Origin of the sequence: Nostoc sp. C117, from assembly GCF_043099735.1 — a bacterium.
GTDB lineage: Bacteria > Cyanobacteriota > Cyanobacteriia > Cyanobacteriales > Nostocaceae > Nostoc.
On record NZ_CP170991.1, the window covers coordinates 5,275,517 to 5,300,102 of the forward strand.

The following is a 24,586-nucleotide window of genomic DNA, read 5'->3' on the forward strand; positions in this document are numbered from 1 at the left end:
AGTTAAAATCCTCGTTCACGAGTATTAAAAACTCATTGGCAAGTATCAAAGACTCATGCCCAATGCCCCATTCCCCATTCCTAATATCCCATTCCGAATAAAAAATGACTAAAAACAGAATTTTAATTTGCACATTTTTAGCATTATCATCAGGTTTTTTTGGTGCTTATACAAGTGGACAAATCACCCTGATGTTGCATAACCAGAAGTGTCAAAACCAATCTTGGGGTTTCAAGGTGATGTGCAACGTTTGGGTGACACCGGGAGCAATGTGGCAAGGTAGCACAACAGGACTATGGACAGGTACGATTTTAGGGGCGTTTGTTGGCGGTTTGGTGACGCGCCAAACTCAGAATTAACTATAAATTTTTCACGCAAAGACGCAAAGAATTGCAATTGATAATATTAAGCACCCAAAAAATGATCATAAAAGCCAGTAGATAGCTTGGGTGTCTGCAAGGCTGGTAAAATCTACCCATAGCCTTGAGACTAAATCGCCATGACTACTGAAACTAACCCAGGTAATCCAACTACTACAGGTGCTGACGCTATTGATGAAGCGATCGCCCGAGGAATTGATTTTGATGGTTCTCCGATTCCCCCTGCCAAACTAGAACTTTATGGCAAAGTTATGGGGCTAGAGAGCAATAGACAGCGCAGTGGTGTGTCTAATACGATGCGATCGCGCATTGTCAGAATCGGTGCAAAACACATCCCCCAAGCTGAACTCGACCAATTGCTTATAGATGCTGATTTCGCACCCCTCAAAGAGAAAGAAATTGCCTTTTATTACAGCGGCAAGTAAGTTTGAGCGTAGGTATAGCCTACGCATCATTTTGAGATATATTCCCATACTAATCCTTCATGCAATGCCCAATGAAACACCACACAAAGTAAATAATAAAACAAAAGCCGCAGCATTTACTAACACCCATTTTTCCCAAAAGCTCCAGTCAATTGGTTTGAGGTGAGTTGGTGCTGAAGTCGCTACCTTTGGTTGCGGTGTATTTACTGGTTGAGTTGGCGCAACTCCAGGCGGGTTTTTTCTCCTAACAACCTTTGGCGGATTCAAAGCCTGTTCAATCTCCGCCAACCTTTGCAAAATCACCTGAGTATTGGCTGGGCGTTGCTTAGGTTTATGCGCCATCATCTCATCTAACAAATCTGCCAAAAGTGGCGATATATGCGGCGCATGACTATGCCAAACTAGCTCATCATTTTGAGTGTCATAAATGGCTGAATCCAGAGGTTGTTTTCCTGTCAACAAATATACAAATGTGCGCCCCAGAGCAAAAAAATCAGATTGGGGTACAGCATAGCTCATCATCACGATTTTGGGTTTTTGAGCATTGAAAGTTTATGCAGGGGCTCATGGCGTCAGCAGGTAAAAGTTTTATCTGCTAGTTTACCAATATTGCTGTGTTTTCCAACAGTCAATAAATTAGTTAGTAAAATTACTAGAATAAATCTTATCTTTTATTTACTCTATTAATTCTCCTGCTTGCTGTAATACTTTTTCATAAAGAGATCGGCTTACCCAATATTGGGTAGTATTAATCATGGCATCCAGCAGGGGTTTTACTTGTGTAATTATGTTTTTATTTTTTGATAATAAAAGAATACCTAAAGTACCAATTACTTGTAATCCTAAACTTTGAGCTACTTGACGCGCTTCACGTTCATCTAACAAAATGCGCGTTTCTCCAGTTTCTATTGCTAAAGTAATTGCTTCACGTTCGCCCTTATCTAATTCTGGTGGTATGTTCAGCTCTATGCTTGAAATTGAGCGAACTTGCAACCATTCAGAAGCTATTGCTTGCAACACAAATTCCGAGCCAGGAAACCCTGTAAAAGTTGTTTTCTCATAGACAGCTTGAGGAATAACTATCTGACCAAATACAGCCCCCAAGATATCAAGACGATTAATAGCTGCAAAATTGATTAGAGGTGTAGCATTACAAACAACTGTCACAATCCCTCAAAACCTGCTTTAATTGTCTCAATATCTTGGGCTAATTCAGCTTCATTGTAATGGCGTTCAATTTTATTGTGCCCCAAAAGTTGCTGGAATTCCCATACAGACAAGTTTGCTAAGTGACGCGCTTGAGCAAAGGTAAAAACATTCTGTATATATAGCTGTAGGGCGAGTTCCTGACGGATAGCATCTTCACCTTGATTTAAGGAATCAGCTGATACTTTCAAGTTGATTGGCTGAATAAATTGACTCATTACCAACTCGTTTAAACAAAGGTTTGCTATAAAAATAGCAAATTGTGCTTTGTATCGACTATTAATTTGAATTTACAAAGTTCTCACAGTCAAAACCTGCGGTGGTGTCGAATCTGGTGGATAAATCACATCTACCTGTACTATCCGCTTGGTAGAGGGCGGAAGTACAAGTTGCACCAATGGTTCTAATACCTGACCAGTTCTGTGCCATAGATGCACGTAGCGCGTCTTTTGTTCACCTTGGTCATCGAAGTAGCGTAGCCGCACTGTACCACGGAAAAAAGGAAAATCTAGGGATGGTTTGCGGAAACGGACACCACCTTGAGATAATTTATCTTCCTTTAAAGGTGTTTCCAAAGTAACGGTTATGGTCTGGTTTTGACTAGTATTATTACTTAAAGGTAAGGTAAGTTTATATTCCACCCCATAATTACCATGTGCTTCGTATGCCGTATCTGGATAGCGTACCAGCATCTTAGCTGTTTGGATTTGTTCAGTGCCCAATCGACCACTCCGTAGTGTATCTAATGCATAGGAAATAGCTTTGCCACGGTGGGGAATAGTCAGATTTGTAGCTTGGGGATTATCCACCAGCTTGGCTTGCCACTGGGAACCTTGAGACACACCAGCTACACGCCCATAAATCAGTCCCCCACTGGTAGCATTTGGAGGAGTTGGAGTTTTGTCTCGCGGACCGGCGAAGTTGCCAGTATCTAGTAAAGCTTGCCATTCTGCGAGAGTAGGTTGGCGTTCTGTATTATCAAAATTTTTCTTGGCAAACATCGCTAAACTTGCCACATAAACTCGATCGCTACTACGCAACCGCATAAAGCTAGAACGCCCATTTACTGGCTTCTCGAGGTTTCGTACAGGAATGGGATGATTTAGTAACATTTGGCTTTTTCCTGGCGCAATTACTAGCTTTGCAGGAAAATCAGCTTGTCGAACACCTCGAAGCACATCCCCAACGGCGCGATCGCCTGGTCCTGAAAAAGCCTTACCGTCGTTATTTTCTATGTAAGGAGGTAAGGTAACAAAAGGCGCATCCTGCATCAAATAACTTGCGGCTTGCAATATATCCACTGTGACAGGATTTTTACCAGGATTATGCACAATTACACCCAAGTAAAGCGTTTGTAAATCCTTGGGAGTGTGGCTGTAGTGGTGCGCGAATAAGTCAAACCGTCCCTCAAAAGGGAAATTGAGGTGTGCTGCTGGAACTTTTTTACCGTTTGTCGGAAAGGTAGAAAGTAAAATGCCCTCAGTTTTAACCCATTCGGGGCTATTGCTGTTAAAAACTGGTATTGTATCTAACTTACCTGGTAAAGCTCGAACTTCCCCAGCTTGCACGATTTCTTGGGGCGTTGACTTTGGTTGAGCGATCGCTGAATTATCATTATGATTTGTACACCCAAAGGTTTGAGTTATAGTAATTCCTAATAAAAGTATGAATACAGGTGACGATAATTTAGCTAGCATTTAATTTTTCAGGAAGCTGTACGATGCACGATTATCAGTTATAAATACAAGTTCTTGAAGGAGATTTCGGAAGGGCGATCGCATCAACCATTATTCTTCAAGTAGAAAATTGCTAAATGAAATTTATAGTCTACTAATCTCGTTGAAAATTTAGGAATAGCAAGCTTTAGCTAGAATAATTGTTGTATATCAGATTTATAAATATTCAAAAAATGCCTCTGGTACTAGTTTTAACTCTCCAGATTTAAAGCGAGAAATATTTATCCATAACGCCCTATGTTTATGTTTTTCTGACTCATAAAAAACTAAACTTTCTAATTGATAAAACTTAGGATCGGCAAAATCACATTGATAAAGTTGAATAATTTCGTGTCCTTGCCTACCATTAAAGGTAAATAAATTTTCTATAGAACCTAAATAGCGAATATTATTTAATTCTGCTTGAATTTCCTCTTGAAACTCTCGTTCTAAAGCGGCGCGGCTGGTTTCACCAAAGTCAACTCCACCGCCCAATGCACGATAAAATATTTCTTGCTTAACTGGATCGTAGCCTTCAGAAACAAAAATGCGTTCGCCATCTCGAATTAGTCCTAAAGCTAATACCCGAATTTCACCAGGTTTACTCATTGTTCTAGTTAATTATCGGAATTATCGTAAATAGAATGAGGACGGCTTTCGCTATCTTCGATAGACCAATCTGAATTTTCGCCACCAATGTATAATTCTTCGATTGTGACATATTCTTCACTTAGTTGCGTGAGAGCATTGATTAAAATATCAAGAGCGATCGCATCACTGGTTCCCAAGTCAAACCAACAACGCGCCCATTGTCCTTCATATTCAAATTCGCCCATATTGTGCATCAGCGCTACTAAGCTTCTGTTGTAACCCTGTGAATCATAATTCATGTAGTTGATATCGAGTCCAGTTTCCTGCACCTGGAGATTTTCTGCATTAAATGCACCCAATTTACCCAGATAAAACCAAGAATCAAAAGCTTCTTCTACATACTGTTTTTCACGCTCAGAAGGATTTGTGCTGAATTTTAGCCAAATCCATACATCGAAAGGATTAATTTCGCGGAACTGAATTTCCATTTTGGTCAAATACCTTAATTATTCTGACTGAAACTAAGCATATCAAAGTTGAGAATGGGGCATCGGGAATAAATAAGCTGATGCACGTCTAAAGTATATAAACACTCTTGATGGTCGTTGACTGTTGACTGTTGACTGTTGACGGTTAACAAATGTACAAATTAAATGCGTAACAGCTTTGTAAATTAAGCTTTTACCAATCCCCAATCCCCAATCCCCAATCCCCAATCCCCAATTACCTACCCGAATTATTTAAGCTAATAGCATTTTTACGTTCACTCTCAATTTGTTTGACTAAATTACTTGGGAGTTGGGATTTTTTAGTCAATGCTTTATCAAAATTAGCGATCGCTTCCTGGATGAATTGCGAACTTTTTTCTTTTTGCCCTAGTTCTTTCAGAATTTGGGCTTTGAGATAATAAATTTCTGGATTATCGGCTGAGGTTTTCATCGCACGGTTAGCATACTCTAATGCTTGAGAGTACCGTTTTAAATCTCTGTAGGCAAGAGCAATACCCCGATCCACAAGATACTGAGGAGAAGCATTTTCTTCTAACCGTTCAATTGCTTGATCTGGGCTAGCAAAAGGCAAATTAACTGCCAATAATAAATCCATATAACCCTTGATTAAATTCAGTTCTGGATCGTTGGCAGAGATCGCTTCAGCTTTGTCTAAATATTCATAAACTTGGCGTAGCTGACCAAAAGCTTCTGGCACACCATTGACAGTACCTTTACGAGTGAGAATTACAGCCCCCTCTAAAAAATGACCGACAGCAGTATATAAATTACCACGGAGCGGGTCAGTAGAAATCAATTTTTGTCCATTTTCTAGGGTTTTCTGACTGTAGGTGTCTAGTTTAGACCAATCCTTATTTCCGTATGCTAAAGATGCCTTGATGGCATAAGCTAGAGGTTCATTTGGCTCTTTGGATATTGCTTGTTGTAAGTAACGCTCCGCCGCTGGATAATTGCCCTGTTGGAAAATTGCTTCAAAAGCTGCTTGAGTTTGCTCACCAATTTGATGAGGTTCTGTAGTCCGAAATGGGTCGCCAGCGAGTGAGGGATTTATGGAAATATTAAATGCGATCGCAGCTGCAAAAGCCACCTGAGCAAGGTTAGTGAGTCTAGCAAACACGACTAACCCAGGAGAAGAAAACTTTTTAGTCATTTTAACCCTCAGAATAATTGCGGTTGAAATAGTCGTATGTGTTACTTAGAATGCAAAAAATGGTTTATTTTAGCTTCCGTCTGCTTAGGCAAAAATTTTCTATAAAGCTTGACTTGAGTAATTTTTCCATGTTTCCAGGCTTGTTGTAACCATTGGTTAAAGGTTAGTCTGCCACAATGGAGAAAAGGTGTTTAAGCTCATCCCACCCCTGAAAGGGGATGGAATTTCACGTTGACTATTGACTGTTGAAGGTTAATAGTTAAAATTCAACAGCTATTAAAGGCTTTTTTTCAGAATTTTCCAGCTGCTCTTGGTGTAGTTAATCAGTAATTTGCTGACTTTTTGGTAATCTTAACAAATGCTCTATCTCAGAAATATAATTTATCACCCCACAGCGTGCCCAACAGCGATTCTCAAATCGATCAACTTAGAACTACCACCCCAACAGCTGGGTCTGATTATTGGTCCGAGTGGTTCTGGTAAAAGTACCTTACTAGAAATTCTCTCAGGACTAGCTGAACCGACTTCTGGCGCACTATTGTGGCGAGAACAAGAACTTATTCCTGAACAGCTGCAACAATTGGCAGGTTTGGTGTTTCAATTTCCAGAGCGGCACTTTTGCGGTAGTTCTATTTTAGAAGAATTGCGTTTAGGACATCCTGAGTTAGGGTCAGATCGAGTCAGACACGCCTTAAGTGAAGTGGGATTAGAGCATTTATCGCTCTCTACTGCACCCCATGCTTTGAGCGGTGGTCAGCAGCGGCGTTTGGCTTTAGCAGTGCAATTGATTCGCCAGCCAAATTTATTGTTATTGGATGAACCCACGGCTGGTTTAGATTGGTCAATGCGGCGGCAACTGGTAAATTTATTGGCGAAGTTGAAACAAGATTGGACGCTGTTGATAGTAACACACGATGCTGGGGATTTGTTAGCGATCGCAGATCGTTGTTGGACACTCAACCACGGCGAACTAGAATCAGTAGATCCAAAGACATTAGTCAGTAAAGTAAAAGAACCTCTACCGATAGTGTGAGTGGAGGGGCGGAGGGGTAGAAGAGCAGTGGAGGTAGGGGGAGAAATAACCAATACCCAATGAATGAAAAATGACCAACTCATTGCCTGAAATGGCAGAAATTTGGCAACAAACTCTGAATTGGCAACCAACTGTCCAACAGCAGTCGCAATTCCAGAGGCTTTATGAGTTCATCCTAGAAGGGAATCGCCAACTCAATTTAACTCGCATCACTGATCCCCAAGAGTTTTGCGAAAAACATCTTTGGGATTCACTGCGAGGAATTGCACCACAGGGGAAATTTATATCGTCTTTCCAAGACAGTGCATCTGTGATTGATATTGGTACAGGTGCCGGTTTTCCAGGTATTCCAGTGACAATTACTGCCCCTAATTGCACAATTACTCTGATGGATTCAACGCGCAAAAAAATTACTTTTATTGAAACAATATTAAATTCACTTGCTTTGACCAATGCTAAAACTCTCGTTGCAAGGGCTGAAGAAATTGGTCAGCAACCCCAACACCGTCAAGCTTACGATATTGCTCTAATTCGCGCTGTGGGGACAGCTTCGGTTTGTGCAGAATATGCGCTACCACTTCTAAAACGGGGAGGTTTAGCTATAATTTATCGTGGTAATTGGACACAAGATGAAACAACAGCTTTGAAAAATGCTGCTAACCAGTTAGGTGGTATTATTGAATCAATCGAAAAATTTACAACACCCTTGAGTCAAAGCATCCGCCACTGTGTTTATTTGCGTAAGGTAGCGACTACACCAATTCAGTTTCCCCGTGCTACGGGTGTACCCACTCAAAAACCTCTTTGAAAAAGTATGCGTTAGGCTAAAGCTACCTTACGGCTACAGATTTAGATCCCCGACTTCTTGAAGAAGTCGGGGATATGGGCATTAACTTTTGCTTAAATAAGTACTATTTGACCTTATTTAAGATTTATTTTTTTGCCATCTAACCTTATCTAAACAAACTTAAATTTTTTAGCGTCTGCAAACCGCTTGTTAATCTCATCCCAGTTAACCACGTTCCACCAAGCATCTAAATAATCAGCGCGGCGGTTTTGGTAGTTGAGATAATATGCATGTTCCCATACGTCATTGCCCATAATTGGGTATTTGCCTTGACTTAGGGGACTATCTTGATTAGCTGTAGAGGTTATTTCCAGCTTGCCATTTTTGTTATGAACTAGCCAAACCCAACCACTACCAAAACGACCAGCACCAACTTCGTTAAACTGTTTTTTGAAGGCTGCAAAACTGCCAAAATTTTGATTGATAGCCGAAGCTATATCTCCTGTTGGTTGTCCACCACCTTTTGGCTTCATAATTTTCCAAAACATTGAGTGGTTCACATGACCACCGCCATTATTTTGTACTGTTTTGCGAATATCTTGTGGTAGTTTGTCAAGTTTTTGCAATAGTTCTTCAATACTTTTGGTTTTGAATTCTGGATGTTTATCAAATGCCGCATTCAGGTTTTTCACATAAGTTGCGTGGTGTTTATCGTGATGAAACTGCATTGTTTTGGCATCGATATGTGGTTCCAGCCCTTCATAGGCGTAGGGTAACGGTGGTAGTTGGATAGTCCCAGTTGTGTTTGGTGTTGCGTCAGCAGTTGCAGTTTTTCCCTCAGGGGCTTTTTCTGCCAATACACAGGCATCTAGAGCAAAAGCACCCGCACCTGCTGTCAGTAAAAACAAGAAATGGCGTCGATTAAGAGTCATAATTTTTTGCAGCGAATTAATGTAAATTAATAGACCGTTCTCATTTTCTTAGATTCTGGCTGCAAAAAATTAGGGAGTGGGGAGATGAGGGGGATGAGGGCACAAGGGGACAAGGGGACAAGGGGGACAAGGGAGACAAGGGAGACAAGGAGATAAACAAAACTCCTAACTCTTAACTCAGCACTCCTAATGCCCCATGCCCCATGCCCTATTAATAATTAACCAAAATGCTGAATTATTGCTTCGGCAAATTCAGAACATTTTAAAGCTTCAACTGGCGGTTCTAGTAAGCGTGCTAAATCATAGGTGACTTGACTGTTGGCGATCGCATTTCCTAAACCTTTCTTAATTAGGTCTGCGGCTTCTTGCCAACCCATAAATTCCAGCATCATCACCCCAGACAAAATCACTGAACCGGGATTAATCCGATCTAAGCCGGCGTGTTTGGGTGCAGTGCCGTGGGTGGCTTCAAATATGGCACTAGCATCGCCAATATTTGCCCCTGGTCCCATTCCTAATCCACCAACAATGGCGGCTGCGGCATCAGACAAGTAATCACCGTTCAAGTTCATCGTCGCCAAAATCGAATACTCATCTGGTCTGGTTTGGATTTGCTGAAAAATACTGTCAGCAATCCGGTCATTCACCAAAATTTTGTCTTTCCATTTGCCATCACCGTGGGTTGCCCAAATTGAGTTAAGAACAGTTTCAACTTCCTTGACAATTTGCGCTTTTTTCTCTTCGGTAAGACTATCAAACCCCGGATCGATCTGGCGAGCATTTTCTTCTAAGGAAATATTGGGATTTTTTTCCTTATTACTCAAAATCCAAGATTCCCGTTCAGTGACGGTTTCTTGACGAAACTCAGTGGTTGCTAGTTCATAACCCCAATCGCGGAAAGCGCCTTCGGTGTACTTCATGATGTTGCCCTTATGCACCAAAGTCACTTGTTGTTTTTCTTTGGGTAATAGCAAGGCATGTTTAATGGCACGTCGAACTAGGCGCTGGGAACCAGTTTTACTGATGGGTTTAATACCAATGCCAGAATCGAGGGGAATTCGTTTTTTTCCATGTTCTGGGGTGGCGGGGATTAGTTCCTCATTGAGAATTTTAATTAAGCGATCGCCAATTTCGCTACCTTGTCGCCACTCAATGCCTAAATAAATATCTTCCGTATTTTCTCGATAAACAATTACATCCAGCTTTTCGGGATTTTTGTGGGGTGACGGTGTACCTGCGTAATAGCGGCAAGGACGCACGCAAGCATATAAGTCAAAAATTTGCCGTAGTGCTACATTTAAAGAACGAATACCGCCGCCAACGGGGGTAGTTAAAGGCCCTTTAATCGCTACACCATATTCTTCAATTGCGGTCAGAGTGTCCTGAGGTAAATACTGGTAAGTGCCGTATAAATCACATGCTTCATCCCCAGCGTAAACTTTGAACCAATTAATTTGACGCTGACCCCTGTATGCTTTAGCTACCGCAGCATCTAGTACCTTTTGCGTAGCAGGCCAGATATCTATACCTGTACCATCGCCCCGAATAAAAGGGATAATTGGATTGTCAGGTACAATAGGTTCACCATTTTTGAAGGTGATTTTTGCTCCAGTTGTGGGGGGGGTAATCTTGTCGTACATACTTCAAACACTCCTAAAAAATACGGTATTGAGCATGGGGCATGTGGCATTGGCTATGGGGCATTGGCTATGGGATCATTGACAAGAATTCAGTGCCTATTATTATCTAGCCCCTAGTCCCCAATCCCTAGTCCCCAATACACTGAAGCGCAGATTTTCCCCCTATTTTCCTTGTACATTATTTGCGGATTAAGTGTGGGATTGGGTGAAGCGATCGCAATTTTGTACGATCAAAAATAGTAAACTACTTTTCGCTATCATTGCTTTCCATTAGAGAATGTCCGATAGCTGACCGCTGTTTCACGCTCCCGCTAATACGAGTAATGGCATGACAGACCCAATGATTTTATCAGGCCTTGCTAATGACATCGACTCCCTCCGACAACAATTAATCGCTGGGTCTTTTCAAGTCCAACAACAAATCATCTCACAGTTAGCTGAGTTGGGTAATGAGGGACTAGATGTGTTGATGGAATTTTTACTGAAACGACGCGATCGCCCAGCGACTTGGGTTGATGGCAAAGCCTACCAAGTCCTCTACAACTCTGATGCACCTCAAGCCAAAGAATTTCTGCTTTCTTGGTTTCCTGAGGGAATTGTACCTCTAAAATCAGAGTGCGGGATTAATTACAATCCTTTGCAACAGCTTCTTGCCCTCCAAGACTTCCAAGCTGCCGATCGGATGAGCATAGAAAAAATGTGTGAACTATCGGGGCCAACAGCTGTACAGCGAAAATGGTTGTATTTTACTGAGGTAGAAAATTCCTCGGCTGTTGACTTGCAAACCATTAACAACCTCTGGTTAGTCCACTCTGAGGGCAAATTTGGCTTTTCAGTACAGCGAGAAATTTGGTTAAGCTTAGGCAAAAATTGGGAGAATTTCTGGCCGAAAATTGGTTGGAAACAAGGTAATAATTGGACTCGCTACCCCCATGAATTTACCTGGGATTTGAGCGCCCCTAGAGGTCATTTACCTCTTTCTAATCAACTGCGGGGAGTGCGAGTTTTTGCTTCTTTGCTATCTCACCCTGCTTGGTTAAAGAATCCAGAAAAATGATTTTGAGCTTACGTACAGTTTTCCAGCCAAATCAAATGCACAATCCTAAACCCCAATAATGGCAAACGTTCGTTTAGAAGACATTAAGCGTAGATTTAACAATGTCACGGCCATAGAGGACATTACTTTTGAAATTCCCGATGGAGAATTTTGGGTTTTAGTCGGACCATCAGGTTGTGGTAAATCGACAATTTTGCGAACGATCGCCGGTTTGGAAGCTGCCACATCTGGCAAACTCTTTATTGGCGATCGCTTAATGAATAATATCCCCGCCAGACAGCGAGATGTCGCAATGGTGTTCCAAAACTACGCTCTTTATCCTCACATGACGGTGGCACAAAACATCGCCTTTGGGTTACAAATGCGGAAAGTTGACTCGAAGATCGTTCAAGAGAGAGTTCAGGATGTGGCGCGATCGCTTTCTCTAGAAAACCTGCTAGATCGTAAGCCCAAACAGCTTTCTGGAGGACAGCAACAACGGGTAGCATTAGGAAGAGCGATCGCCCGTAAACCACAAGTATTTTTACTAGATGAACCCTTGTCTAATTTAGATGCCCAATTGCGAGATGATACCAGAGCAGAGTTAAAACAGTTACATCAAGAATTAGGAATTACCACAATCTACGTTACCCACGATCAAGTTGAAGCAATGACTTTGGCTGATAAAATTGTGGTGCTAAATCGGGGAAGAATTCAACAAATTGGCGATCCCCAAAGTATTTATGCGCGTCCAGCTAATCAGATGGTGGCAACTTTTTTAGGTAGTCCACCAATGAATATTCTGCCTACAATTTATCAGAATGATAGTTTTGATGTAAGTGGACAATTATTACCTATTCCCGCAGCTATCCAGGATAAATTACGGTTGCGTCAAGGACAAAGTTTAGATTTAGGGATTAGACCAGAACATCTAAAAATTAATACTGACTCCCCACTCCGTACTCAGCACTCAGCACTCTTATTAGTTGAAGTCAAGGTGGTAGAACCTTTGGGAAGGGAAACTTTGATTCGTGCGGGTTTACCTGGTTCGACAACAGTGCTGAATATCCAGACAACTGGGGATGTGCGTCCGCGTCCAGGCGATCGCCTTTCTCTAGAACTAGATTTAAATGAGTTATTTGTGTTTGACCCCAAAACCGGGGACAAAATTTTTCCTCATGAGTGACTATAGCTCCAAGGTAGCTTAGTTGAGTTAGAAATAAGAAGCAGGCCTACCCTGAGGGATCTTCCTACAGACTCCTATTTTATTTTTCCCTTACCCTAAAAAAGATAATACACTCTGTTACAGAGCTAGATGACTTAGCAGTATCTCCATTAAACTAACTAATGGTCATAGACCCTCTTGCCAAAGTCAAAAAGAAGCTTTATTTTATGATTTTATTTGGCAACTCATCTTTTTACTCGTAAAATCGAAGACAAGGTAAAGGTCAGTAGAAAAGAGTCCCTAAATTAATGAATCCGTCAATAACTCAGGGTGTAAGAGCTATCACTAAATCCCAGATGATGATGATAGACCGGATAAACGATATCGGTTGGCAAGCTCATCAAGGTAGCGTTGCGGCGATTATTCAGCTATTGAACGAAAAGTTGACTCAGTCAGGTGTTAGAACCAGAGCTATTTTTGCCGATGGTGTTTTACAACTGTTATGTGAGGCGGCTAAGGTAGAACAACTTGAGCAGTCTTCCATAGTAGAACAAATCCAGCAAATTCTGGAGTCCATTGCACCGCGTAACATTCGCCGAGTCAATATTAACAGTCGAATAGTTCGGGAAGAGCAATTACTTTGGTTAAAGGAGATATCTAGTGAACGTGAGAATCAATTGCTTTGGTCACAGGAGATTACATTAATTCAGCCTAATATCATAAAGCAACTAATTCAAGATTTGACAGAAGCCCAAGCTGAACTAGGAAAGGGAAAGCCAAATTTTCCTAAAACTCCAGTTTCTCGTCCTTTAGTACTTATTAATAACAAAGAAAAACACAAAAACAAATCTAAAGATAGGATATTAGTCGCGGCAAGTTTATGCTCATTATTGTTGTTAGGTTGGTTTGTTTATGCAAAATTAGGTAATAAACTCAAAAACCTTATACAACTAGAAACTTCCAAATCTCTAAGAACAGAAAATACTAACCAGAAACAAATCAAAACAGCCGCGATTACTCCTAAGAATAGTGTTTCTGATTCATCTGATGACCCATTTGGAACGGCTGTACGAATTGCTAACCAAGCTTCTGCATCTGGGAAAGTAGCCACAAGTTCAACTCAGTGGTTAGAGATAGCTGCTAAATGGCAACGAGCTTCAGATTTAATGAGTACGGTATCACCAAGTCATAACCGCTATCAAGAAGCTAAAATTCGGACTCAACTATATAAGAAATATAGTGAGGCCGCACAGAAACAAGCGCATCAGAGTAAATCTTAGTAGAGTTTGGCGTCTCTATTTCACTAATTGCTTAAACACTTTATCTGCGTACACTCTACATAGATGAAAAACATTGATAGGTGTTGAATCAATAAGGCTAATACCTATTATTTTACCTCTGCCTGTTTGTAAAAAACAAGATAATATCAAACACCAGTAAAAAATCCTGTTGGGGACAATTGGAAAAAAAGTTAATTTAATTCCACTGCACCTAAAGCTTTGAGCGTGGCTTTCAATGCTTCTGTTAAACCTGTCACACCAGTGATGTTCATTCCCTCGTAGTGTCTGGGCGCTTTTAGTGTTTGGCGACACTCACCTGTCTCTACATCCCACAACTTTATCGTCTCATCTTGACTTCCACTAACGAGCATTAAACCATCTGGACTGAAAGCGACTGAGAAGACCCAATTTGTATGTCCCTTCAGAACTTTCAGGCATTTACCTGTTTTAATATCTGATAATTTCACAGTATTGTCATCACTAGCACTAGCGATGCTACCACCATCAGGATTCAAGGCTATTTCTCTAATTCCACCGCTATGAACCTGCAAGATTTTCAAGCATTCACCTGTGGTAACATCCCATAACTTGATAGTAGTATCATCACTAGTACTAAACAAAATTTTATTATCTGGACTGAAAACTAGTGATGCAACCCACTGGGTATGTGCATTCAAACTCTTGAGACATGCTCCTGTACGAATATCCCATAATTTCACCATCCCTTCACCATTACCAGTAGCCAAGATTTGATTATCTGAACTGAAAACACTGGCTGTAAAATCGTTGTGTGTCATCAAAGTTTTAAGACATTCTCCTGTACGAATATCCCACAGCTTTACCACTCCTTTATAACCACCACAAGCTAAAATTTGACTATCTTGACTAAAACTAAATGCTCGTATTAAATCATTGTGTTTAGGCAAGGTGAGAAAGCATTCGCCTGTAAGAATATTCCATAACTTCACTGTTTGATCGCAATTACTGACAGCTATGATTTGACCATTTGAACTTAAGGCAACTGTTTTTGCTTCATAACAGTGTTTTTGTAAGACTTTAAGACACTCACCAGTGTTGATATTCCACACTCTAATCGTATAGTCATGACTACAACTAATTAGGGTAGTATTTTGAGGGTTAAAAATTACTGATTTGATACTATTGCAGTATCCTTGCCAAGTTTTTCTACATTCACTTTGGCTGATATTCCAAAGCTTAACAGTACAGTCATTACTACCACTAACTAGAGTCGTACTTTCAGGACTAAAAGCAACTGAATTAACAATATCATGATGTCCCAGAAAAGTCTGAATGCATTGATTAGTTGTGAGATTCCAAAGCTTCACAGTATAGTCTGAACTGCCAGTAACTAAAAGCGTACCTTCAGGACTAAAAGCAACTGAATTGACAAAATCATGATGTCCTTCCAAAGTTATTAGGGATTTTCCTGTACATATGCTCCAGATAATAACTGTTTTGTCGATACTACCACTAGCCAGGGTTTTGCCATCTGGACTGAAGGCTACTGAACTGATGAAATCATCATGTCCGTGCAAAGTTATTATAAATTTGCCAGTGCTAACATCCCATAACTTCACAGTTTTGTCATAGCCACCACTTGCTAAAGTTTTACCGTCTGGACTGAAGGCAACAGACATAACCCAACGTACATGTCCATGTAAAGTTTGTAGACATTCTTTCGTTTTAATATCCCATAATTTTATAGTCTGGTCATCACTGCCACTAGCCAGAGTTTTACCATCAGGACTGAAAGTAATTGACCTAACGCGTCCTGTGTGTGCTTGCCAACACCAAAGACAGTCGCCAGTCAGCTTATCCCATAAACATATCGTCTGATCTTCACTACCGCTGGCGATAATTTTACCATCAGGACTGAAAGCGATCGCTTGAACCCAAGCTTGGTCTTCTGTCAAGATTAAAATTGGTTTAGCTTCTGCTAATTGCCACAAATAAACCTTTCCATTGGTATCACTTGCTGCTACAAGATTTTCAGTGGGACTAAATGCTACTGATAAAATCATACTGATGGTGTCAGTAAAAACGCATTTAGAGAAATCAACGCCAGTAAAATTTACATGATGTAAGCTTTGTCCTTGTAGATAAGCTTGCTTAATAGTTAAATAAGAAAAATTATAATTACGTAAATTAATTTTTGCCCAACAAAGTAGATTTAAAATATTTCCTACTATATATCCTGTCTTAAATCGATTTTTATTTCGTACAGTTTCTAAACATATCAGTAGTTGTGTTTCTATATCATCTAGACTGTCTGCAACTGGTTTGAGAATAAGACGAATTTGTGTTTCTCTAACATAGTCTTTAGCTAAGGCTTTTATTAGGGCATGACTATTAAAATTTTCAAACTCGCCATTTTTAATTTCTTCACTAATTTGCACTATGAATTTGTCTATAAGATATTCCATAACGAAGTTTTGCAGAGTGAAGCATCCAGCAACTGATTCAATTAAAGAGCGCCGTTTCAAATACTCTAAAGCATTTTGGATTAATCTTTTTGAATTGGCTGATGTCGAGATAACATCCTCATCTAATTCTTTGATAGAAACTGGTTCTCGATTAATTGCTAGCCAATACATAATCGAATTTTGAATAGAAGATAAGCGATTACACTGTTTATCTAACATTTGAATGATTCCATTACATAGAGGAGTTCCTTGTAATAGAAAGTCGGCTATATTACCATCAAATAAATCTTTAATTTCATTAGTAACTATATTTAATGCTAAAGGATGACCATTATACATTTCTGTTAGTTGATTTATTTCCTCTTGTGAACCATACAGACGTTTTTCTCTAATAATCTCTCGTGCAGCATTTTGCAAACCTGTAACCTGTAATGAACGAATAGGTCTATTTATGCCTTCTATCGTGGTTACTTCCATAGGCTTTTCACGAGTAGTTATTAATAAACAACTTTCATGTCGTGACTCACCTATTCGACTAAACAATTGACCATATCCTTGATAACCTTCTCGATATTGCCCTGATTGATTACCGATTTGTAGAATTGACTCGACGTTATCTAGTACTAACAGACAGCGTGAGGAATTCAAGCAAGTAATCAGTAGAGAAATCTGCCCATCTAGAGAGTCTGGTAAATCGGTTATTTGGTGATTAGATAAGAATTTGATTGAGTCTGTTAGTATTTTTTTTACTGGTGGAGATTCCCGCAAACTTCGCCAAATCATGCACTGAAATTCATTTGAACTTTCTACTAGCTTCTCTACTAGTTTTTTAGATAGAGAAGTTTTGCCAATTCCCCCCATCCCCAAAATTACTACTAATTTGCATTTATCTGTAACAATCCACTGCTCAAGTTTAGTTAGTTCATCAGTACGTCCATAGAAAACTGGTACATCTGGAGCCTCACCCCAATCATGACGCACGTTTATATAGGTTTGGTTATTCTCTATCAGCCCAGATTGAGAAGGATTATGTATATTTACTGTTGACTTTAAAGGATCGGAGATTTGACTAGGTTGCGCTAGTTGTTCTTTTTGTAATCTTTCTAATACCCCTGGAAGTGTCTTGATAGTAACTTTTTGCCCAGTTAGTACCGATAACAGTTTCCATAATTTGTAAGCAAATACCTGTTGTATCGTGCTATTGGAATAGCCAGAAAAGTTGATCTCTTTAAGTCGTTTACCTGCCAAAGCTTCTTGAATTATTGCCTTTTGAACATCTTTCAAGCCTTCTCCAGTTTTTGAGCTTACTAATTCATCTGCAAATTTGATATAGCTCAGTATTTCTTCGGAATCCATAGAAAATAGTATAAATTGTTGCTCGATATTCTAGCCTGAATTTTATGAATTTTATGAATTTAATTGAAAAATTTGAATAAATCAGATTAATAACTTCAGTTTTTTACAAAAAAATACCTGATATTTATGAATTGCAATTATTTTAAAATTGCTGGATTATCAAATTACTGGAAGTTGCAACAACCAGTTAAATAAAAAGCTTAATCTCCAATTAATAAATACTAGTTGGAAAGGTTATGTTGCATTTTCCTCACTGCATGAATTAATCAGATTTAGTGAATTTTAATTCATGTAAGAATTCAAAACCTATTAATCAAATCAGGATTGTAGTGGATATGAAAATATTGAAAAATCGGGCGAGTTTAAAAGCGATCGCAGGTATAACCATCATTGCAGGAACACTGACTACAAGTTTTTCTGTTACTCCAGCTTTTGCTCAAAGAGCGTGTCAATGTACTGATTATGTTGCAAATCGTTTTGGTCTTTCTGGGTATCCCAACGCTGGCGACTGGAACGATGGATATCTCCAGCGTAATGGTTTTGTTAGCGTTCAACCTCAACCTGGCGCTATTGCAGTTATGGAACGTTCTTTTCCTGGTTCAGACCCTACTTATGGTCATGTCGGTATTGTTGAGAGTATTTCTAATGGAAAGGTTTCTCTCCGTGGTGCAAATCAATATGTTGGTAGTTCTCTGATTAATGAGGCTGGTTGCTCTAATGTGCGAATCACTAGTTTCGGGGCTAACGTGAATGGTAGTCCTATTTCCTTCTGGATGCGGGGAAGTAGCTCAAACACAACTCCTCCTTCTAATATTATCGTTGTTAATTTCAGCGCTATTGCTGCGCCTGAAGGTGTTAACATCCGGTCTGCTCCCTCTTTAAATGCCAGCATTGTTGGGCGTGCTGCTCCTAATCAACGCTTGAACTTTAATGCTTGGACTTATGGTGATACCGTTCTAGATCGTTGGATTAATACTCCCGATGCTCGTTGGTATCGGATTGCTGGTACAAATAATTGGGTAGCTAGTGCAGTAGTTAACGGTAACGCCCCTGGTTCCCGTCCAATGCGCTAATTTATTCTAATTAGTCTCTCACTTTTCTAGTAGTCTGTCGTCAAAATGTTGAGAGATTTGTAGTAAGTATTTTAGTGTTTAAAAAATCAATGACTAAAGTCCTTACTACAAACATGTATATCAAAATTAATGAAATAGACTACTAGTTTCCCTGCTGAATATAGCAGGTTTTCTTCTCAAATTGCTAGATTCTAGAGATGATATATATGTCCCGTTATTTCTTTGGCTTTGCCTTTGTACTTAATATTTTATTATTAATTTTTCCTAAAATTGTTTGGGCAGGTAGCGCTAGCAGTGACTCTACAAATATTAATTCAAATCCTGTTGATACTTCTCAAACCTCAACATCAACTTCCGAAATATCGGCTTCCCCAGCATCAACTACACCTACTCAATCTGCAAGTATTTATCAAAACTATGGTTATGGCTCTAACCCTCTGAATTATCCTAATTGTGGTGGAGTTTGTGCATTTGGTATTGTAAGATTGTCTCCCAATGGTAATGGGACTACTAATCAAGAAGCTGTGATGGGTGTTGTAGTTGAGTTTGATTCTCCACAGAAAAGATTAGCTATAGCACAAGAGAATTTATCTAAGGCTCAGAGCGATCGCATGATCCAAGAAGATGAAGTATCATTACTAACTAAGATTGCAGATGCTGTAGAACAGTGCAAAGACTCTCACGTGAATCTTCTTGCTCTTTCAGCAGCGAAGAAGCTAGGAATGACTCCCGAAGAAATCTTATCTCGCGCCTACAAACAACCCCGACAATGTAACTCACATAGGGGTAACTAGTACATCTGACTGGATATGAAGCATGAAAAATCGGGCAGTGCGATCGCTTGTAGGGTGGGTATGATAATACTCACCCTACTTCTGCTTTATGTCCCCTAACTTAAAAGTTCTCCGGTTTCTTGGAGGGAGTGCAAGCGGCGATAAATACCCTCGTGACGCAAAAGTTCATCGTGGCTACCGACTTCTACAATCCTTCCTTGTTCTAGAACTACAATCTTATCGGCTTCCCGCACTGTACTCAAACGGTGGGCAATGACAATGGTGGTGCAAGTACCCTGAATCGATCGCATCGCTAGCTGAATTGAACGTTCAGATTCATAATCTAAGCTAGAGGTAGCTTCGTCAAAAACCAACACGTCTGGTTGTACTAGCAACGCCCTGGCAATTCCTAAGCGTTGTCTCTGTCCTCCAGATAATCTAACCCCTCGTTCCCCCACGACGGTGTAATAACCTTGGGGTAGGTGCTGCACTACTTCATCGACTCTAGCAATCCTACAGGCTTCTTGAACCTGCGCTAAACTGGCATCCCGTCTGCCATAGGTGAGGTTATCCAGTATAGTACCGTTAAAAATGTCTACTTCTTGGTGAACGATCGCTAATCTTCGTCTATATTTACCCACATCTAAAGTGCGAATATCTTGACCATCAATCAAAATTTCACCTGATTGAGGTTCAAAATATCGCAATAGCAACTTCACTAGAGTAGACTTTCCAGAACCAGAACGCCCTACTAATGCTACTGTTTGATATGGCTCAATCAACAAGTTGATATCTTGCAAAACTTGACGGTTAGTATCATATCCAAAACTGATATGAGATAACTCCAGTTTTCCAGTAAATTTGTAACCTGATTCTGCCTGATTATTCTCTTCTAAAAGACCAGCAGATTCAGATCCAGTTGGTTCTTGAAGAAATTCGTGAAACCGCAACATAGAAGAATAACGACGGGCAAAATTTTCTGCCAAGGTACTAATAGGTTCTAGTTCGGCGTATGCCATGCTGGAGAGAGTTAAGGTCATGATAAAGTGACCGAGAGAAATTCTCCCGTCTACTGTTGCTGCTAAAGTCAAACCCAGGATTGTAAATACGCAAAACTGAATTACAGTCCTTTGCCAAGTAGCCAGTTTTGTATAACCTTTGTGGATGCGATGCTCAACCACCGTCAGTTCGCGAGCCAAACGTTGTTTTTGCCGCTTTAATTCTTTGGCTTCTGTAGCAAATGCTTTCACCGTTTTAATATTACTGATCAATTCGGAAGTGCGGCTTTCCGTATCTTCACCATATTTATCCAGAATAGTTTCGTACCCAATCAATCGCTGTAAATCCTTCAAACTTAAGCTAAGGATAACGACAAAGGAGATTAGATATAAAACCGCAATTCGCCATTCAATCACTAAAATAAACAAGAAAATTCCCAGCACACGAACTAGTTTAGGAATTAACTGTCCAGCTACTTCAGGGTAGGTAAAAGTGTGGTTAGAAATACCTCTTGCTATTCGTCCAGCAATACGTCCAGGGTTATTTTCATCATAAAATTCCAGTGGCAAAGTGAGAATTTTTTCTATGGCTGTTTGGGCTTTATCCCGACGCCGCCTTAAGGGTATAGCCCAATGAAACCAATGTGTTAACAACGTTTGTGTTGGGGCTTTCACTACCGTGACAAGAAAAATTAAACCCAATAATATACTCAAAGATAGAGATTTATTAACTGGGTAATTGGTAATGTCAGAAAAAGTGGCGATCGCACTTTGAAGTGGTTTATCCAAAGGTTGACCAGACAAAACGTTTAAAATCTGCCCGATCGCATAAGGTACAACTAAATCAATAATTTCGTAAATGCTAGATGCTGTAATACTGAAAACACTCAGCTTCCAGTCAGCGCGAAAGTAATTGACAATATCTCGAAATTTTGCCATGATGCACACCTTCCAAGAGCGCGATCGTTAGCTTGGAATATTTATACTACAATTGTATTACAAAACAGTCAAGTGCTAGCCGTCGAAATCACTCCTTTGAAGTAATAGATATTTCTCTGGTGAAAAATTCCAGGTGATAGCGATAAAGAGCGACTGGACGAGAACCTGCGCTAAAATAATTTGGATCTTGCGGCGAAAGATAAACAGCAGTAACTTGATCTGCTTCAATTGTTGGCCGATCTGTGGCAAGTTGATGATAAGCCGTTGTCGATTCTACAGAGTTGAAATACGGGCGTGAACCGCCTTTAAATAATTGCTGAAATACTTCTGTAGTGATGAACTTATTATCAGGAGTAGTTTCCGTAGTCCGTGCAGTAACAGTGGAAACTAGTTGAAGATTGCTACGCAAAAATGTAATTTGGCGATTAGGCGAATCTGGATCTACTTTAACTCCTAACACTGCTTCATTTCCTAAAGAAGCCCGTGCCAAATTCAAGCTATTAAATGCTCGATCTGCTACTAAAATTGGCGATTTGTTATCTATCCAAGGTAATATTTTTAGCCACGTGGGATGTGGTTGCTCTTTTATAAATCTTACTAGAAAACTCACAGGTTGATTTAATTGTCGGCGATTACCTTCAAACCCTGGCGTGACAATATCTGGTGCTAAAGGTGCCACCAAATCTACTAAGGTACTTGTAACTTCCCAAGTACCAGCCATCCATTCAGGGTAAACTAAATCACCCGAAGCTGGTTGCACAGAGGTTAATTTTTCCCACTGGGGAAAGTTGCTTAACCTTTCAGATAACTCTCCGGCTTCAACTTCTCCACTCCATAGCAGGAAAAAAGCAATTAAGCAAAAACTCCAAATCGCTTTTATAAAAAACATCAGCAATTTTATATTTAACGTTTATGATTTCATTGATTAAAAATTAATCTTTCTTCGCAAATTTATGGTACTGCTTTAGGGGTTCAGAAATACACAAAAACTCATGTTAGTGGTGGTGGTAATAGCTCTGTAAGCTATAGCATCGAAACAATCACATAATTCTAGCTTCAAAAAGAGAATGCAAAGGAAACTCCAATAAAATTGTTAGGGAATAATATTTTTCAACATACCAATGAGCAACATTAAATTTCTGCTGGTAAAGGTTGCCAAATCTCCCCATACTGTTCTTTCAAAGCCAACCAAGTTTCCACCTGACCCGGTTCATATTCTCCCGGTTTACCCCATTGTAAAAATAGGCTCAAGGCAGATTCTTGTTTCTCATCTAAAAAACGAATTGCATAGGTAGTAAAGTTACCTCTTTTTGCCTCACCAGTTTCAAATTTAACTTGAATAATTTTATCCATGTTCAAGTGAAACTCAAAGCCTTCGGTGTGCATATTTGCATATTTACCTTTGGGTAATTCTGCATAAAATAGCTTTTCTAACTTACCCCTTGCTTCTAAAACAGCCGCACTGCTAGTAACAATTAAACGCAAAGTTCCTAAATTTTCACAAGCCGCTAAAAATTCTTTTAATGTTGTGGTCATTTGTCATTTTTCCTTTGTCATTTGTTCTTTGTCATTGGTCATTTGTCCTTGCTTAAAAGATGAGTCCTAACAAATACCCAATCCCTATTTTTCATATTGTTCATAAGCTGCAACAATCCGCTGAACTAGAGGATGGCGGACGACATCTTTTTGGGAAAATTCGCAAAAAGCAATGCCCTCAACATGTTTTAAAACTTGTAAAGCTACTCCTAAACCTGATTGTTGGTTAACTGGCAAATCAGTCTGTGTCATGTCGCCTGTAATCACCATCCTTGAACGGAAACCCAAACGAGTTAAAACCATTTTCATTTGGGCGGGTGTAGTATTTTGGGCTTCATCCACAATCACAAAGGCATTATTAAGGGTACGTCCCCGCATATAGGCGAGTGGTGCAACTTCAATCACGCCGCGTTCCATCAAACTAGGTACTTTTTCGGGATCGATGAATTCATAAATAGCATCGTAAAGTGGGCGCAGGTAGGGGTTAACTTTTTGCTGTAAATCTCCAGGTAAAAAGCCGAGTTTTTCTCCGGCTTCCACGGCAGGGCGAGTTAAAATTAGTTTTTCAACTTGATTGGAAAGTAGTGCTTGGACGGCGACAACTACAGCTAGATAAGTTTTGCCAGTACCAGCAGGCCCAACGCCAAAAGTGAGGTCACGCTTACGGAGTGCCTCAATATATTTACGCTGGCGAAAGGTTTTGGCACGGATTTCTTCGCCCTTGCGACTTTTGGCGAGGATATCTCGCTGTAAATCTTGCAGTTCTCCTTGGCGATCGCTATCCAAAGCTTGACGAGCTGTTAAAATATCGGCATTAGAAATCGCATTGCCTTTAATCCACAAATCTTCAAGCGATCGCACTAATTTCGTAGCCAGGTCAATTTGCTTCTCTGTACCAGAAATCAATAATTCTTGTCCGCGCAGCACTAAACCAGCTCCTGTTTGCCGAGATAGGAATTTGAGATTTTCTTCCCCATCTCCTGCTAGAGCGATCGCACTAGAAACATTCGGCAACTGAATTGTTAAAGCACCTACCATAGTATTTATTAATTGCTGAGGAGCAGTTTCCGACAAAGATTAATGTTTTCTCCCCAACCATCGAAGTGCGTTCTGATTGCTAACATTTTGTTCGATTTTATATACTTGGACAACTAATACTAATCCGTAATTCGTAATTCACAAAATAATTTTGGTAGGGTGGCGCTGTCTACAATTGGCTCAAAGCATGATTTTTAGATTTTTGACAGTGCCACCATACAATTGTTAAGAAAGCTATTAAGATATCAGGACATTACCCTGATTCCTTAACGACCACCTCTACGTGCGAGTTCCGCTTTCTGTTTACGGCGCAAACTGGGTTTTTCATATCTTTCCCGGCGTTTGACTTCGGATAAAATTCCAGCTTTTTGAATTTTCTTTTTAAAACGTCTTAGTGCCGAGTCAATCGACTCATTTTCACCCAAACGAACTTCAGCCACTCTCTAGTTTCACCTCCTTATAGAGATTGTTTAGAGTTGCATCGGATTATTTCTAAGCATTAACAAGCACGAGATTGGTTAAAAAGCTCAAAAAAGATCCAAAAATTCTTTTGCTACTTTTCCATCTCCAGAAAAATTCT

At 40.0% G+C, this 24,586-nt stretch carries 24 protein-coding genes; 9 read left to right on the forward strand and 15 right to left on the reverse strand.

Going from position 1 to position 24,586, the window contains the following annotated elements:
* Positions 1-104 precede the first annotated feature (104 nt).
* Complete coding sequence (locus tag ACFG4S_RS22705; protein WP_392531250.1) at positions 105-359, forward strand: hypothetical protein; 255 nt, start codon at positions 105-107, stop codon at positions 357-359.
* A 140-nt stretch (positions 360-499) separates the two neighbouring features.
* On the forward strand, positions 500-805 hold the full coding sequence (locus tag ACFG4S_RS22710) for a DUF4090 family protein (protein ID WP_392531251.1): 306 nt from the start codon (positions 500-502) through the stop codon (positions 803-805).
* A 57-nt stretch (positions 806-862) separates the two neighbouring features.
* On the opposite strand, the gene ACFG4S_RS22715 is transcribed toward ACFG4S_RS22710, so the two are convergent.
* The 7 genes from ACFG4S_RS22715 to ACFG4S_RS22745 all read right to left on the reverse strand — a co-directional run bounded on the left by ACFG4S_RS22715 (position 863) and on the right by ACFG4S_RS22745 (position 5,976).
* Positions 863-1,327 (reverse strand): hypothetical protein, encoded by a 465-nt coding sequence (locus ACFG4S_RS22715; RefSeq protein WP_392531252.1) that lies wholly within the window; start codon positions 1,325-1,327, stop codon positions 863-865.
* 153 nt (positions 1,328-1,480) lie between these two features.
* The gene (locus ACFG4S_RS22720) at positions 1,481-1,972 is read right to left on the reverse strand and encodes a DUF3368 domain-containing protein (RefSeq protein ID WP_392531253.1); all 492 of its coding nucleotides are present in this window, start codon (positions 1,970-1,972) and stop codon (positions 1,481-1,483) included.
* Complete coding sequence (locus ACFG4S_RS22725) at positions 1,969-2,229, reverse strand: UPF0175 family protein (RefSeq protein WP_392531254.1); 261 nt, start codon at positions 2,227-2,229, stop codon at positions 1,969-1,971. The genes ACFG4S_RS22720 and ACFG4S_RS22725 overlap by 4 nt, the downstream gene beginning before the upstream one ends.
* A 72-nt stretch (positions 2,230-2,301) precedes the next feature.
* On the reverse strand, positions 2,302-3,708 hold the full coding sequence (locus tag ACFG4S_RS22730; protein ID WP_392531255.1) for a DUF3370 domain-containing protein: 1,407 nt from the start codon (positions 3,706-3,708) through the stop codon (positions 2,302-2,304).
* Positions 3,709-3,903: 195 nt separating this feature from the next.
* Complete coding sequence (locus ACFG4S_RS22735; protein ID WP_392531256.1) at positions 3,904-4,335, reverse strand: NUDIX hydrolase; 432 nt, start codon at positions 4,333-4,335, stop codon at positions 3,904-3,906.
* Positions 4,336-4,343: 8 nt separating this feature from the next.
* Positions 4,344-4,805, reverse strand: a complete 462-nt coding sequence (locus tag ACFG4S_RS22740) for a DUF3531 family protein (RefSeq protein ID WP_392531257.1) — start codon at positions 4,803-4,805, stop codon at positions 4,344-4,346.
* Between the two features lie 235 nt (positions 4,806-5,040).
* Positions 5,041-5,976, reverse strand: a complete 936-nt coding sequence (locus tag ACFG4S_RS22745) for a Sll0314/Alr1548 family TPR repeat-containing protein (protein ID WP_392531258.1) — start codon at positions 5,974-5,976, stop codon at positions 5,041-5,043.
* Between the two features lie 358 nt (positions 5,977-6,334).
* Between ACFG4S_RS22745 and ACFG4S_RS22750 the strand changes: the two genes are divergently transcribed.
* Together ACFG4S_RS22750 and rsmG are read left to right on the forward strand one after the other, a co-directional pair.
* Positions 6,335-7,009 carry an ABC transporter ATP-binding protein gene (locus ACFG4S_RS22750; protein WP_392531259.1) on the forward strand — a complete coding sequence of 225 codons (675 nt, stop codon included), beginning with the start codon at positions 6,335-6,337 and terminating at the stop codon, positions 7,007-7,009.
* A 70-nt stretch (positions 7,010-7,079) separates the two neighbouring features.
* Positions 7,080-7,817 (forward strand): 16S rRNA (guanine(527)-N(7))-methyltransferase RsmG, encoded by a 738-nt coding sequence (rsmG, locus tag ACFG4S_RS22755; RefSeq protein ID WP_392531260.1) that lies wholly within the window; start codon positions 7,080-7,082, stop codon positions 7,815-7,817.
* Positions 7,818-7,966: 149 nt separating this feature from the next.
* On the opposite strand, the gene ACFG4S_RS22760 is transcribed toward rsmG, so the two are convergent.
* The gene (locus tag ACFG4S_RS22760; protein ID WP_392531261.1) at positions 7,967-8,728 is read right to left on the reverse strand and encodes a superoxide dismutase; all 762 of its coding nucleotides are present in this window, start codon (positions 8,726-8,728) and stop codon (positions 7,967-7,969) included.
* A gap of 218 nt (positions 8,729-8,946) precedes the next feature.
* A complete protein-coding gene (locus ACFG4S_RS22765) occupies positions 8,947-10,368 on the reverse strand; it encodes an NADP-dependent isocitrate dehydrogenase (RefSeq protein WP_392531262.1) in 1,422 nt (473 codons plus the stop codon).
* Between the two features lie 328 nt (positions 10,369-10,696).
* Here ACFG4S_RS22765 and ACFG4S_RS22770 point away from each other — a divergent pair, with 328 nt between their 5' ends.
* The 3 genes from ACFG4S_RS22770 to ACFG4S_RS22780 all read left to right on the forward strand — a co-directional run bounded on the left by ACFG4S_RS22770 (position 10,697) and on the right by ACFG4S_RS22780 (position 13,849).
* On the forward strand, positions 10,697-11,425 hold the full coding sequence (locus tag ACFG4S_RS22770) for a GUN4 N-terminal ARM-like repeat domain-containing protein (RefSeq protein WP_392531263.1): 729 nt from the start codon (positions 10,697-10,699) through the stop codon (positions 11,423-11,425).
* Positions 11,426-11,483: 58 nt separating this feature from the next.
* Positions 11,484-12,590 carry an ABC transporter ATP-binding protein gene (locus ACFG4S_RS22775; RefSeq protein ID WP_392531264.1) on the forward strand — a complete coding sequence of 369 codons (1,107 nt, stop codon included), beginning with the start codon at positions 11,484-11,486 and terminating at the stop codon, positions 12,588-12,590.
* A 287-nt stretch (positions 12,591-12,877) separates the two neighbouring features.
* Positions 12,878-13,849 (forward strand): hypothetical protein, encoded by a 972-nt coding sequence (locus ACFG4S_RS22780; protein WP_392531265.1) that lies wholly within the window; start codon positions 12,878-12,880, stop codon positions 13,847-13,849.
* A 191-nt stretch (positions 13,850-14,040) separates the two neighbouring features.
* Here the strand turns inward: ACFG4S_RS22780 and ACFG4S_RS22785 are convergent, their stop codons facing one another.
* Positions 14,041-17,649, reverse strand: coding sequence for an NB-ARC domain-containing protein (locus ACFG4S_RS22785; RefSeq protein WP_392531266.1), 3,609 nt, complete (start codon positions 17,647-17,649; stop codon positions 14,041-14,043).
* 335 nt (positions 17,650-17,984) lie between these two features.
* Between ACFG4S_RS22785 and ACFG4S_RS22790 the strand changes: the two genes are divergently transcribed.
* The gene (locus tag ACFG4S_RS22790; RefSeq protein ID WP_392531267.1) at positions 17,985-18,722 is read left to right on the forward strand and encodes a CHAP domain-containing protein; all 738 of its coding nucleotides are present in this window, start codon (positions 17,985-17,987) and stop codon (positions 18,720-18,722) included.
* Between the two features lie 206 nt (positions 18,723-18,928).
* Positions 18,929-19,516 carry a hypothetical protein gene (locus ACFG4S_RS22795; protein WP_392531268.1) on the forward strand — a complete coding sequence of 196 codons (588 nt, stop codon included), beginning with the start codon at positions 18,929-18,931 and terminating at the stop codon, positions 19,514-19,516.
* 95 nt (positions 19,517-19,611) lie between these two features.
* Here the strand turns inward: ACFG4S_RS22795 and ACFG4S_RS22800 are convergent, their stop codons facing one another.
* The 5 genes from ACFG4S_RS22800 to rpsU all read right to left on the reverse strand — a co-directional run bounded on the left by ACFG4S_RS22800 (position 19,612) and on the right by rpsU (position 24,446).
* Positions 19,612-21,432, reverse strand: a complete 1,821-nt coding sequence (locus tag ACFG4S_RS22800; protein WP_392531269.1) for an ABC transporter ATP-binding protein — start codon at positions 21,430-21,432, stop codon at positions 19,612-19,614.
* A gap of 88 nt (positions 21,433-21,520) precedes the next feature.
* Positions 21,521-22,321 carry a DUF6816 family protein gene (locus tag ACFG4S_RS22805; protein WP_392531270.1) on the reverse strand — a complete coding sequence of 267 codons (801 nt, stop codon included), beginning with the start codon at positions 22,319-22,321 and terminating at the stop codon, positions 21,521-21,523.
* Positions 22,322-22,563: 242 nt separating this feature from the next.
* The gene (locus tag ACFG4S_RS22810; protein ID WP_392531271.1) at positions 22,564-22,968 is read right to left on the reverse strand and encodes a ChuX/HutX family heme-like substrate-binding protein; all 405 of its coding nucleotides are present in this window, start codon (positions 22,966-22,968) and stop codon (positions 22,564-22,566) included.
* 84 nt (positions 22,969-23,052) lie between these two features.
* Positions 23,053-24,006 (reverse strand): PhoH family protein, encoded by a 954-nt coding sequence (locus ACFG4S_RS22815; RefSeq protein ID WP_392536059.1) that lies wholly within the window; start codon positions 24,004-24,006, stop codon positions 23,053-23,055.
* A gap of 266 nt (positions 24,007-24,272) precedes the next feature.
* On the reverse strand, positions 24,273-24,446 hold the full coding sequence (gene rpsU, locus ACFG4S_RS22820; RefSeq protein WP_392531272.1) for a 30S ribosomal protein S21: 174 nt from the start codon (positions 24,444-24,446) through the stop codon (positions 24,273-24,275).
* Positions 24,447-24,586: the final 140 nt, after the last annotated feature.